Origin of the sequence: Streptomyces sp. 4N124 (assembly GCF_052245395.1) — a bacterium.
In the GTDB taxonomy this organism is placed as follows: domain Bacteria; phylum Actinomycetota; class Actinomycetes; order Streptomycetales; family Streptomycetaceae; genus Streptomyces.
Genome location: NZ_JBQQBS010000007.1, coordinates 206,619 through 219,094 on the forward strand (window position 1 = coordinate 206,619; position 12,476 = coordinate 219,094).

Annotated in this window: 6 protein-coding genes and 2 pseudogenes; 2 read left to right on the forward strand and 6 right to left on the reverse strand. The window is 69.9% G+C overall.

Annotated features, from left to right (window positions below; all coding sequences use genetic code 11):
• Positions 1 to 17 precede the first annotated feature (17 nt).
• Together ACTWQO_RS09995 and ACTWQO_RS10000 are read right to left on the reverse strand one after the other, a co-directional pair.
• Positions 18 to 3,392, reverse strand: a complete 3,375-nt coding sequence (locus tag ACTWQO_RS09995) for a pyruvate carboxylase (RefSeq protein WP_443236853.1) — start codon at positions 3,390 to 3,392, stop codon at positions 18 to 20.
• 105 nt (positions 3,393 to 3,497) lie between these two features.
• A pseudogene (locus ACTWQO_RS10000) lies at positions 3,498 to 4,039 on the reverse strand (GNAT family N-acetyltransferase).
• A gap of 210 nt (positions 4,040 to 4,249) precedes the next feature.
• Here ACTWQO_RS10000 and ACTWQO_RS10005 point away from each other — a divergent pair.
• A pseudogene (locus ACTWQO_RS10005) lies at positions 4,250 to 4,390 on the forward strand (twin-arginine translocation signal domain-containing protein); the annotation flags it as partial.
• 60 nt (positions 4,391 to 4,450) lie between these two features.
• Here the strand turns inward: ACTWQO_RS10005 and ACTWQO_RS10010 are convergent.
• The 3 genes from ACTWQO_RS10010 to ACTWQO_RS10020 are packed head-to-tail and all read right to left on the reverse strand — an operon-like array spanning position 4,451 to position 9,119.
• Positions 4,451 to 5,416, reverse strand: a complete 966-nt coding sequence (locus ACTWQO_RS10010; RefSeq protein WP_443236854.1) for a glycoside hydrolase family 6 protein — start codon at positions 5,414 to 5,416, stop codon at positions 4,451 to 4,453.
• A 27-nt stretch (positions 5,417 to 5,443) separates the two neighbouring features.
• Complete coding sequence (locus ACTWQO_RS10015) at positions 5,444 to 7,450, reverse strand: non-reducing end alpha-L-arabinofuranosidase family hydrolase (RefSeq protein WP_443236855.1); 2,007 nt, start codon at positions 7,448 to 7,450, stop codon at positions 5,444 to 5,446.
• Positions 7,451 to 7,502: 52 nt separating this feature from the next.
• The gene (locus ACTWQO_RS10020; protein WP_443236900.1) at positions 7,503 to 9,119 is read right to left on the reverse strand and encodes a glycoside hydrolase family 43 protein; all 1,617 of its coding nucleotides are present in this window, start codon (positions 9,117 to 9,119) and stop codon (positions 7,503 to 7,505) included.
• A gap of 413 nt (positions 9,120 to 9,532) precedes the next feature.
• Between ACTWQO_RS10020 and ACTWQO_RS10025 the strand changes: the two genes are divergently transcribed.
• Positions 9,533 to 11,179, forward strand: a complete 1,647-nt coding sequence (locus tag ACTWQO_RS10025) for a glycoside hydrolase family 27 protein (RefSeq protein ID WP_443236856.1) — start codon at positions 9,533 to 9,535, stop codon at positions 11,177 to 11,179.
• A gap of 139 nt (positions 11,180 to 11,318) precedes the next feature.
• Here the strand turns inward: ACTWQO_RS10025 and ACTWQO_RS10030 are convergent, their stop codons facing one another.
• Positions 11,319 to 12,443 carry a GH12 family glycosyl hydrolase domain-containing protein gene (locus ACTWQO_RS10030; RefSeq protein WP_443236857.1) on the reverse strand — a complete coding sequence of 375 codons (1,125 nt, stop codon included), beginning with the start codon at positions 12,441 to 12,443 and terminating at the stop codon, positions 11,319 to 11,321.
• Between the last annotated feature and the right edge of the window lie 33 nt (positions 12,444 to 12,476).

Below are 12,476 nucleotides of genomic sequence, written 5' to 3' on the forward strand. Positions count from 1 at the left end.
CCCGCCCCTCCGTCCCGCTACACGACCTCCACCAGCAGGTCTCCGCCCTCCACCTGCTGGATGCGGTTGATGGCCAGCCGCGTGACCCGGCCCGCCGTCGGCGCGGTGATGGCGGCCTCCATCTTCATCGCCTCGATGGTGGCCACGGTCATGCCGGCCTCCACCACGTCGCCCTCGGCGACCGCGAGCGTCACCACGCCGGCGAACGGCGCCGCCACATGCCCGGGGTTGGTCCGGTCCGCCTTCTCGGTGACGGGGGCGTCCGAGGCGGCGGCCACGTCGCGGACCTGGACCGGCCGCAGCTGGCCGTTCAGGCCGGCCATGACGGTGCGCATGCCGCGTTCGTCCGCCTCGCCGATGGCCTGGAGCTCGATGAGCAGGCGTACACCGCGCTCGAGATCGACGGCGTATTCCTTGGCGGGGCGCAGGCCGTAGAAGAAGTGCTTGCTGTCCAGGACGCTGGTGTCGCCGTACGACTGACGGTGGGTCTCGAATTCGCGCGTCGGGCCCGGGAAGAGGAGCCGGTTGAGGGTGGCGCGACGGGACTTCTCCAGGCCGTCGCGGTCCTCGGTGGTCAGATCCTGTACGGGCCTTGCCTCGGCGCGTCCCTGGAGCGCCTTGGTGCGGAACGGCTCCGGCCAGCCGCCCGGCGGGGTCCCCAGCTCGCCGCGCAGGAAGCCGATGACCGAGTCGGGGATGTCGAACCGGTCGGGCGTCGCCTCGAAGTCCTCCGGCGTCACACCGGCTCCCACCAGATGCAGGGCCAGGTCGCCGACCACCTTCGACGAGGGAGTGACCTTCACCAGCCGGCCCAGGATGCGGTCGGCGGCGGCGTACATCGCCTCGATCTCCTCGAAGCGGTCGCCGAGGCCGAGCGCGACGGCCTGGGTGCGCAGGTTGGACAGCTGGCCGCCGGGGATCTCGTGGTGATAGACGCGCCCGGTGGGGGAGGCGAGGCCCGCCTCGAACGGCGCGTACACACGGCGGACGCTCTCCCAGTACGGCTCCAGGTCCCCGACGGCCTGGAGGTCCAGGCCCGTCGGCCGTTCGGAGTGGTCGGTGGCGGCGACGATCGCCGACAGGGACGGCTGCGACGTCGTACCCGCCATCGAGGCCACCGCCCCGTCCACCGCGTCCACGCCCGCCTGGGCCGCCGCGAGGTAGGTGGCGAGCTGGCCGCCCGCGGTGTCATGGGTGTGCAGATGGACCGGGAGGCCGAACTCGCGGCGCAGCGCCGAGACGAGGGTCGCGGCGGCGGGGGCGCGCAGCAGGCCCGCCATGTCCTTGACGGCCAGGACGTGGGCGCCCGCCTCGACGATCTGCTCGGCGAGGCGCAGATAGTAGTCGAGCGTGTACAGGCGCTCGGAGGGGTTGGACAGGTCCGCGGTGTAGCAGAGCGCCACCTCGGCGATCGCCGTCCCCGTCTCGCGTACGGCGTCGATGGCCGGGCGCATCTGGCCGACGTCGTTGAGCGCGTCGAAGATGCGGAAGATGTCGATGCCGGTGGCCGCGGCCTCCTGCACGAACGCGTCGGTCACCTCGGTGGGATACGGGGTGTAGCCGACGGTGTTCCGGCCGCGCAGCAGCATCTGCAGGCAGACGTTGGGCACGGCCTCGCGCAGGGCGGCCAGGCGCTCCCACGGGTCCTCGGCGAGGAAACGCAGGGCGACGTCGTAGGTCGCGCCGCCCCAGCATTCCAGGGAGAGCAGCTCGGGCAGGGTGCGCGCGACGACGGGGGCGACGGCCAGCAGGTCCTTGGTGCGTACCCGGGTGGCCAGCAGGGACTGGTGGGCGTCGCGGAAGGTGGTGTCGGTGACGCCGAGGAGCGGCGACTCGCGCAACGCTCGGGCGAAGCCCTCGGGGCCGAGCTCGGCAAGCCGCTGCCGGGAGCCGGCGGGCGGCTCACCGGCCGGCCGGGGCGGCAGCTTGGTCGTGGGGTCGATGAGGTCCGGTCGCTCGCCGTGCGGCTTGTTGACGGTGACGTCGGCGAGATAGGTCAGCAGCTTGGTGCCGCGGTCCGCGGAGTGCCGTGCCGTCAGCAGGTGAGGCCGCTGCTCGATGAACGACGTGGTGACCCGGCCGGCCTGGAAGTCGGGGTCGTCCAGGACGGCTTGGAGGAACGGGATGTTCGTGGAGACACCGCGGATCCGGAATTCGGCGACCGCGCGCCGGGCCCGGCCGATCGCGGCGGTGAGATCCCGGCCCCGGCAGGTCAGCTTCACCAGCATCGAGTCGAAGTGCGCGCTGATCTCGGTACCGGCATGCGTGGTGCCGCCGTCCAGACGGATGCCCGAGCCGCCCGGTGAGCGGTAGGCGCTGATCCGGCCGGTGTCGGGGCGGAAGCCGTTGGCCGGGTCCTCGGTGGTGATACGGCACTGCAGCGCGGCGCCGCGCAGGGTGAGCGTCTCCTGGGCGAGCCCGAGGTCGGCGAGGGTCTCGCCGGAGGCGATGCGCATTTGTGCCTGGACCAGGTCGACGTCGGTCACCTCCTCGGTGACCGTGTGCTCGACCTGGATGCGCGGGTTCATCTCGATGAAGACGTGGTTGCCGTCGCGGTCGAGCAGGAACTCCACGGTGCCGGCGTTGCGGTAGCCGATCTCGCGGGCGAAGCGCACGGCGTCCGCGCAGATCCGCTCCCGCAGATCCGGGTCGAGGTTGGGCGCGGGCGCCAGCTCGATCACCTTCTGGTGGCGGCGCTGCACCGAGCAGTCCCGCTCAAACAGGTGGATGACGTTGCCCTCGCCGTCGGCGAGGATCTGCACCTCGATGTGGCGGGGCTCCACAACGGCCTTCTCCAGGAAGACAGTCGGGTCACCGAAAGCCGACGCCGCCTCGCGCGAGGCCGCCTCGATGGACTCGCGCAACTGCGCCGGCGTTTCCACGCGCCGCATGCCACGCCCTCCGCCGCCCGCGACGGCCTTCACGAACACCGGGAAGCCGACGTCGTCGGCGGCACGGACCAGTTCGTCGACGTCGTTCGAGGGCTGCGAGGAGCCGAGCACCGGTACGCCGGCCGCGCGGGCGGCGGCCACCGCGCGGGCCTTGTTACCGGTCAGCTCCAGCGTGTCCGCGTCCGGCCCGACGAAGGTGATGCCCGCGCTCTCGCAGGCACGGGCCAGCTCCGGGTTCTCGGAGAGGAAGCCGTAGCCCGGGTAGACGGCGTCCGCGCCGGCCCGCTGAGCCGCTCGTACGATCTCGTCGACCGAGAGATACGCCCGCACCGGGTGGCCCGGCTCGCCGATCTCGTACGCCTCGTCCGCCTTGAGCCGGTGCAGCGAGTTGCGGTCCTCGTGCGGGAACACGGCGACGGTGCGCGCCCCCAGCTCATAGCCGGCGCGGAACGCACGAATGGCGATCTCGCCTCGGTTGGCGACCAGTACCTTGCGGAACATCCTGGATCCCTTCGCGGCCTGCCCGTGACGAGGACCATGGTGTCGGCGACGCCGCGGTCATGCCATGTGAGCCGGGACACGATTTGGGAGATGCGGCCGTTGCGCTCACGGCGTCCGGAACCCTCGAAAGGTCACGTGGGTGCGGGATTCGAAGCCGAGCCGCCCGTAGAGTGCGATCGCGGCGGTGTTCGTCTCGGCCACGTGCAGGAAGGGACGTTCGTGCCGGGAGCGGATGCCTGCGGTGAGCGGGCTCACCAGGCGGGCGGCATGGCCTTGCCCGCGTGCCTCGGGTGCCGTGCACACCGCGCTGATCTCGGTCCATCCCGGAGGCCGGAGCCGTTCGCCCGCCATGGCCACCAGCCTGCCGGCCGCGCGGATGCCGAGGTAGGTGCCGAGTTCGTGGGTGCGCTGCCAGAACGGCCCGGGCCGGGTTCGCGCGGCGAGGTCGAGCATCTCGGGCACATCGGCCGGACCCAGTTCGACCATGTCGGTGCCGGTCGCGGCACGCGGCTGGACGGGCCGGTCGCCGGGCAGCTGAACATGTCGGCGAACCCGCCCGGACCGAGCAGCCGGGCGAGGGCCGCGTGGTGGCCGCGCAGTGACTCGCCCACCGGATCGTCGAGTGCGGCGGCGTCCTCACTCTTCATCGTTCCGTGCCTTTCCCGGACCTGGGCGAGAGCCGCGACGAAGTCCTCCAGGCCGGCCGCGAGCGGGGTGCCATTGATGTGAAGAAGCAGGTATTTCGAAGCGCTTCGACGATTGTTCGACGCCAGGGCGAGCTCAAGTGGTCAGCACCCCCTACCTCGCGTCGTAGTAGTTGGATGTCTGCTTCAGGTGCGCCAGGAAGGGTTGAAGCAATGACGCCGAACTCCGCCTCCGCCCCCTCCGGACCCAGCAGGAGAGGCTTCCTCGCCTCCACGGCGGTCGCCACCGCAGCGGTGGCAGGTGGGATGCCACTGCTCTCCGCCTGCAGTGGTTCGGAATCCGGCTCGCGTGACCGGGACCAACTGGGGTGCCTGGGCCGACCACCCTGCGGTCGACCTCGGCCCGCACCCGGATCAGTAGCCGTAGATCATCTTGTAGGCGACCTCCGGGAGGAACTGTCCGGCCGAAGAGCCGCTTCCCACCCCGCAGTTGCCGTCGGACTCGCCCGGGACCTTGATCCACAAGAGCATCTCGGCGCCTCCGTCCAGCTGGGTGGGGGTGCCGATACGGCGGCCTGAAGGGTTGCACCACTGGCCGTTGGAGCCGTTGCCGTTGCGGCTGGTGTCCACGACGAACGGCTTGGTGTAGCCGTACCGGGTGCGCAGTTCATTGTTGACGGCGTTGCCGTAAGCGGTGTTCTCGGCCGTGGTCAGGTAGTTGGAGACGTTGAGCGAGAAGCCGTGGGCCTGTCGGAGGCCGGCTTCGTGGAGGCGCTGGGCCATGGTCGCCGCGCTCGCCCAGGCCGGGTTGCCGGCGTCCATGTACACCCAGGTGTTGGGAGCCTGGCGGTTGAACTCGGCGAGCGCGCCGGTGAGCATGGTCTCGCGTTCGTCGATCTGGGCCTGGGTCATGCAGCCGTAGTCCCCGAGGGAGTCCGGTTCGAGGACGACGACGGCCGGGCGGCCCGCGATCCCGCCCGCGAACTGGGCGATCCAGTTCGCGTAGGCGGACGGCGAGGAGGCTCCGCCCGCGGAGTGCCCGCCGCAGTAGTCGCGGTTGTAGATGTTGTAGGCGACGAGGATGGGCAGCTTGTCCTGGGCGTCCGCGGCGCCCACGTACGCGCCGGTCGCCGTGCCGATGGTGCCGCTCCAGGACCCGAACCAGCGGGCCGTCGGGGTGTTGGCGATGGAGGTGTTGATCGCGGATGTCCGGCCGTCACCGGGATTGGCGGCGGCCCACCGCTTCGCGCTGGAGTCGGGGTCCACGTGGAACCCGTTGGTCATGGTCGTCGGGTCGGCCGCGTGGGCGGACGGGGCGGCGGCGAGCGCCAGTGGCAGCGAGGAGAGCGCTGCCACCAGGGCGAGGAGTCTGCGGCGCATGACGGGTACCTCGGCTTTCTGACTCGGTCAGCAGGTCGAGTTGGTCTGGGTGAGGAGGCCGAGCCGCCACGGGAGGAGGTTGTAGTCGCCGCCCGCGTTGGGGTTCATGCCCTGGTAGAGGTACTGGAGCCGGCAGGAGGGAATGGTGAGTGTCTGGTCGTAGCCGGCACGGATCATCTCGCCGTGGCTGATGTCCCTGGTCCAGGCCCCCGAGGGGAAGGTGACGTTGTTGGCCCGCGCGAACGGATTGCTCTCGGACGCTGCGAGAGGTGTCCAGGAGCCGGCCAGGCTGCCCGAGGTCCAGGAGCGGAAGTAGCGCCGGCCGTCCGAGCCGATGGCCTCGACCAGGAGCAAGTACTGATTACTGCCCTGCACCTTGTAGACATTGCTCGCTTCGAACAGGGCGTACTTGGAGTCCTGTGCCGCGATGACCGTGTTGGTGAAGCCGTTCGGGAACTGGCCGACGGTCGTCTGCGAGCGGTAGAGGTGCCCGTTGTCGTCGGAGGAGAACAGGTAGCAGTTGGCGCTGTCGCAGATCACCCACATGTCGACCCAGTAGCCGTTGCCGATGTTCTGCCGGATGATGTCGGGCATCTGCGAGTAGAAGTTGCGCGGCGCGCTCCAGCCGTTCGGGTTGCTGATGTCGGGGTTGGTGGAGTACGACGCGTTGCCGGTCTGGTACACGAGGTACCACAGGCGTTGCGGCGCGTAGTAGAAGACCTGCGGCGCGGCCCGGTACCCCTGCCCGATGGCGCTGCGGTCCAGATAGTGGTGCGTGGCCGAGCCGGCCTGGGACCAGTCGCTGAAGTTCAGGTACGCCAGGTTGTATCCCGAGGAGCTGGCGACGCTGGCGAACACGTGGTACTTGCCGTTGTAGTGGACGACCGTCGGGTCCTTGATCCCGGCGATGTTGTGTGCGGCGTCCGGCTTCGGCGAGATCAGCTGGCCGCTGGAGCTCCACGAGTAACTACCGGGCAGGGCGGCGGCCTTGGGGGCGCTCCGGGTGGCGGCGGGCGTGCCGCCCAGCGTCGTCAGCACCGCGTTGTACGCCGGCTTCTTGTTGCCACCGCGGTCGAACAGCAGCGGGTTCTCCGAGGCCCGCCAGGAGTCGCTGTCCCGGATGCCCCAGACGGTGATGCCGGTGCAGCGCGCGACGTTCATACAGGCCCGCACCGTGTTCGCGTAAGCGGTCGGCGGCGCCTGCGCGATGTCCAGCTCGGTGATCTGTACGTCCACGCCGAGGGCGGCGAAGTTCGACAGCGTCGTCTGGAAGCCGGCGGGCGGGCCGCCGGTGCCGAAGTGGGCCTGGAGGCCGACGCAGTCGATGGGCACGCCGCGCGCCTTGAAGTCGCGGACCATGCGGTAGACGCCCTGCGTCTTCGCGTCGCTCCAGTTCTCGATGTTGTAGTCGTTGTAGCAGAGCTTGGCCGCCGGGTCGGCCGACCGCGCGGTGCGGAACGCCTCCTCGAGGAAGCCGTTGCCCAGCACGTCCCGGAAGACCGAGCCGCGCAGCTGACCGCTGCCGCCGTCCGCGAAGGCCTCGTTGACCACGTCCCAGGAGTGGATCCGGCCCTTGTAGCGGTTCATCACGGTGGTGATGTGGTTGTTCATCACGCTGCGCAGGGTGTTCGCGTCCCTGATGGAGCTGACCCAGCCGGGCAGTTGGGAGTGCCAGACCAGGGTGTGGCCGCGCAGGCGCTGACCGCGGGCCGCCGCGCGGTTGGTGATCTGGTCGGCGGGGCCGAAGTTGAACGAGCCGCGGGACGGCTCGGTCGCGTCCCACTTCATCTCGTTCTCGGGTGTGACCGAGTTGAACTCGCGGTCCAGGATGCCGGTGTACGTTCCGTCGCCGAGCCGTCCGGCGGCCACGGCGGTTCCGAAGTAGCGTCCGGACTGGGCGGCTTGGGCGCCCAGGGTGGAGGCTTTGACGTCGTCGGGTGCGCCGGTCGCGCTCCCGGGCGTCACCAGGGTGACCGCCGCCAGCAGGGCTGACACCGAGGCTCGGCGACGGCCGAGTCGTTTCAGCGGGTTCATGGTTCTCCTCGTTCGGTTCGGTGGGGGGATGGGTGTGCGATCCTCCGATCGTTCAGGGCGTGGACAGCTCGAACCGCGTGACGCGGACCGCGCCGCCGAGCGCCTGCGTGGCGTGGTTGAAGAGGGCGAATCGGTAGCCCATGAAGAACCGCCAGTCGTTGCCCATGGAGAAGGCGGGCCCGAGCCGGGTGAACGTGGTGCCGTCGGTGCTGTAGGAGAAGGCGCCGGGGCGAGCCGCGCCGGGTCGGATGTCCGCGCCCGCGCGCAGCCAGATCAGGCCGCCTGAGACGGGCGCGCTCGCGACCTCGGTGCCGGTGCCGGTGGTGTTCCAATTGCCGTCCATGGTCAGCCCGTTGACCATCACCACCCGCGTCGCGCCGCTGTCGCGCTTGACGCCGACCCAGGCGGAGGAGTCACGCAGCAGCGCGAGTCCGGCCCGGTCGCCGTACCGCATCGCGGAGTGGTCGAGCTGGACCGTGGCGGTGGAGGTGGGGCCCTGGATGCGGTGCGTGAGGGTGTTACGGGCCCAGTAGAGGTCGTTGGTGACGGTCGCGGTCCGCAGGGTCAGGCCGTTGGCGACCGACCACTTGGTGTTGTCCGGGTTGTGGTTCCACTCCCACCTGGGCTTGAGGGTGGTGCCGTCGAAGGTGTCGACGCCGGTCATGGGGGTGACCTGGCGGGGTGGATTGGGCACGGCCGGGCTGGGATACGAGGTGCCCCATGCGCCGTTGACGAGTTGCACGACGGGCCAGCCGTCCGAGGTCCAGGTGACGGGTGCCAGGGCGGGCATCCGGCCGCCGGGATACGCGTCGACGAAGGCCATGTAGTACCAGGCGCCGCTCTGCGTCTGCACCAGCCCGCCCTGGTGCGGGACGCCACCGCCGGGGATCGGCCCGCGCAGGTCGAGAAGGACCTGCCGCATCGTGTACGGACCGAAGGGGCCGCTCGACGACTTCAGGATGTACTGGCCGTTGGCGGGGCGGGTCAGGAAGATGTAGTACTGCCCGTTGATCTTGTAGAAGCGGGCACCCTCCAGCGTGCCGACACTCGACGGTGTCGTGAACACCTGCTGCGTGCGCACCTGGTTGCGGCCGTCGGGCGAGAGCTGGGCGACGCTGATGGTGGTGTTCCCGTAGGCCACGTACAGGGTGTCGTCGGTGTCCACGAGCAGGCCCGCGTCGTAGTACGGCGTGCTGATCGTCGTCAGCCTGCTCCACGGCCCCTCGACGGCGGTGGCGGTGTAGATGTACGTCCGGGCGAAGTCGATCTGGCCCAGCCAGTAGAACGTCCTGTTGCTCGGACGGTAGGCCAGCGACGACGCCCAGACGCCCCGGACGTAGCCACGGGCGCCGTTCAGGTCGTACTTGGCGCCGAAGTCGAGCACGGGCACCGAGTGGCCGGCGATCTCCCAGTTCACCAGGTCGTACGACCGCAGGACGGGCGCCCCCGGCGCATAGTGCATCGTCGAGGCGGAGGCGTAGAAGGTGTCGCCGACGCGGATGATGTCGATGTCCGCGAAGTCCTGCCAGATCACCGGGTTCGTGTACGCCGCGGCGGCTGCGCGGGCCGGCCCCTGGGCTGTGGCCAGGGGGAGGACCGCGCCGGTGGCCAGGCCGGTGGCGGCCGTCAGCGCGCGACGACGGGACAGTGGTTGATGGGGCCATGACATATGCATGGGTGGCGTGCTCCTTGCGGCTCGGCCGTTGTGGTGGCGCAACCCGGAAGTGCCCTGCCGGGTTCGAGTGGAGCGGCTCTGGCGTGTTCGGGATCTCGAATACAAGTCGAGTTGTCGAGCAACCTGGATGATAGGGGGCCGGTGGGCGCCGTCAAGAGTTTCCGCATGATTCGTAGGATGTCTCGAAATATTCGAGCCTGCTGAGTGCGAATCAGTGCAGGTCACTTACTCGGATGAGCCCGGATGTGCCGCATTCCCAGGTGCCTGGCGTGCAAGGCGTGGCAGGTCTGCCGGACGTGTTGACATGACCGCTCGCCTCTCTAGTATCCGTGAGGCTCTCAGTTTCCGAATGACATCCGAAATTTCGGACCACCTTCCTTGCGTGATCCCCGGAAAAGGAGCCCTAGGTGTCCAGACGATCAGGCGGACGATTGCTCCGCCTCCTCGCGACCGCTGCGCTGACGATCACCGCGTCCGTGACGGCCTCCTCTCAAACCACCGCCTCGGCCGCGCCGGGCAGCCCGGCGCTCACCCCGCCTCTCGGGTGGAACAGCTGGAACAGCTTCGGGTGCGGGATCACCGAGGCGCAGGTCCGCCAGGCCGCCGACGCGATGGTGTCCTCCGGCATGCGGGACGCCGGCTACCGGTACGTCGTGGTCGACGACTGCTGGTTCGACCCGCAGCGCGACGCGGCAGGAAACCTGCGGGCCAATCCGGCCAAGTTCCCGAGCGGGATGAAGGCCCTCGGGGACTACATCCACAGCAAGGGCCTGAAGTTCGGCATCTACCAGGTGCCGGGCGAGCGCACCTGCGCGCAGACCACCGGCGCCTATCCCGGGGCGACGGGCAGCAGGGGGCACGAGGTCCAGGACGCCAACACGTTCGCCTCGTGGGGCGTCGACTACCTCAAGTACGACTGGTGTTCCTCCGAGGGCACCCGTGACGAGCAGGTCGTGCGGTTCTCGCTCATGCGCGACGCCCTGCGCGCCACCGGGCGGCCGATCGTCTACAGCATCAACCCCAACAGCTTCCACGCCATCACCGGCGCCACGTACAACTGGGGCGAGGTCGCCGATCTGTGGCGGACGACCGAGGACCTGCTCGACATCTGGCAGAACGGCAACACCAACAGCTATCCGATGGGCGTCGGCAACGTCCTGGACGTCACCGCGCCGCTCGCCGCGCAGTCGGGCCCGGGCCACTGGAACGACCCCGACATGCTGGTCGTCGGCCGCCCCGGCCTGTCACTGACCGAGTCCCGCTCCCACTTCGCCCTGTGGGCGCTGATGGGCGCCCCGCTCATGGCCGGCAACGACATCCGCACCATGTCCGCCGACGTGAGCGCGATCCTGCGCAACCCGCGTCTGCTGGCGGTGAACCAGGACTCGCTGGGCGCGGGCGGGCGCAGGGTGCGCGACGACGGCGCCACCGAGGTGTTCGCCAAGCCCCTGTCCGACGGCTCGGTCGCGGTGGGCCTGTTCAACCGGGGAGGCAGCACGGCGACGGTCACCACCACGGCCGCGCAAGTCGGCCTGTCCGGCGGGCAGTTCACCCTCACCGACCTGTGGACCGGCGGCACGTCCCGCACGTCCGGGCAGATCTCGGCGAGCGTCCCCGCGCACGGCGTGGCCGTGTTCCGGGTGACCGGGGGCAGCCCGCTCGCCGCCACCACCTCACGGCTGCGCGGCACCGCATCCGGCCGTTGTCTGGACGTGGACAACGCCTCCACCGCGGCCGGGGCCACCGTACTCATCTGGGACTGTCACACGGCCGCCAACCAGCTGTGGACCACGTGGGCCGGCGGCGAGATCCGCGTCTTCGGCGACAAGTGCCTGGACGCCTACAACCAGGGCACCACCAACGGCACCCGGGTCATCACCTGGCCCTGCAACGGCCAGAACAACCAGAAGTGGACCGTCGGCTCCGACGGATCGATCCGCAACGTCAACGCGGGGCTGTGCCTCGACGTCAACGGCGCCGGCACCGCCAACGGAACCCCGCTGGTCCTGTGGACCTGCAACGGCCAGGCCAACCAGAAGTGGACCCGCGTGTGAGGAGCCGCGGCTTGAGAAGAGGAGTGCCTCCAGGCGGGCCCACACCGTGAACCTTCTTGGCGCCATCCGCGGCGACGGCCCTCGCCGCGGATGGCTGTCATGGCGCCGGACGGCACGAAAGCGTCCGGCGCCGGTCACGTCATGTCCCGGTGCAGGCGGTCCCGTTCAGGCTGAACCCGCCCGGCGCGGCGAAGCTGCCGCTGTAGGTGCCCTGGAACCCGAACGTACGGCTGCCGCCGGGGGCGATGCTCGCGTTGTACGTCAGGCCGCTGGCCGTGACGGATCCCGAGGACGGGGAGACGGAGGCGTTCCAGGCGCTGGTGATCTGCTGGCCGGAGGGCAGAGCGAAGGCGAGGCGCCAGCCGTCGACGGGGGCCGAACCGGTGTTGGCGACGGTGACGTCCGCGGTGAAGCCTCCCTGCCACACGTTCGTGGCGTACGACACCGCGCAGGTCGTGGCGCCGCCCGGGCCGCCCGGTCCACCACCCGTGTTGACGGCCGACGAGAACGAGTTCACGGTCAGTCCGGTGCCGTTCTGCCAGGGCTCGAAGCCGGCCTGAACGCTGGTCAGGTACCAGTTGTTCTGGGCCAGTCCGCGGGCCACGGCCTGCCGGACGAAGTCCATCACGTCGAAGCTCCAGCCGTCGATCGCCGACGGAGCGACGAAGGACAGCACGTCGTTGGAGCCGTTGCTGCCCGACCACACCTGCCAGGTGCGTCCGCCGACGGTGGCCGTGCCGACCTGGGAGCCGATGGGCTGGATCGGGCCCACCTTGTTGAACCAGATCATGATCTCGGTCCGGTTCACGCCGTCGGTGCGGGGCGTCGGGTCCAGCCAGATGTCGTACGAGGCGTTGTACACGGCGTCGCCGACGTAGCCGTACGAGATGCTGCTCGGCGCGCTGGAGATGCCGGAGAGCTGCGCGGGGAGGTTGGTCCCCGGCGAGCAGTTGGTGTAGTGGCAGCCGTTGAAGAGGGACGGGTACGACTTCGGCGCGCCGTTGGTGGGCACGGAGCCGTCGGCCCGGGAGAGCCGGAAGCCGGTGTCGGTGGCGGTGACGCACTGAGGGTCGTTGGTGCCCCAGCGGTTGTTCTGGACGACGTATCGGCCCTGGATGACGGTCGAGCCGAACTGTTCGCAGACGGTGGTGTCGGCCTGGGCCGGGGGCGTGGCGGCGAAGAGCGCGGCGACGGTGGCGAGCGCGGTGACGAGCGCGCCCCATGTGCCGCGCACGGTGCGGGGAAGGTGCGGTAACGATCGCATGGTGAACCCTCTTTCGGAGGTGGTTGGGAGCGC

Coding starts and splice junctions, on each gene's coding strand:
- ACTWQO_RS10030 (WP_443236857.1), bottom strand. CDS start 12,443: ATGCGATCGTTACCGCACCTTCCCCGCACCGTGCGCGGCACATGGGGC.
- ACTWQO_RS10020 (WP_443236900.1), bottom strand. CDS start 9,119: ATGTCATGGCCCCATCAACCACTGTCCCGTCGTCGCGCGCTGACGGCC.
- ACTWQO_RS10015 (WP_443236855.1), bottom strand. CDS start 7,450: ATGAACCCGCTGAAACGACTCGGCCGTCGCCGAGCCTCGGTGTCAGCC.
- ACTWQO_RS09995 (WP_443236853.1), bottom strand. CDS start 3,392: ATGTTCCGCAAGGTACTGGTCGCCAACCGAGGCGAGATCGCCATTCGT.
- ACTWQO_RS10010 (WP_443236854.1), bottom strand. CDS start 5,416: ATGCGCCGCAGACTCCTCGCCCTGGTGGCAGCGCTCTCCTCGCTGCCA.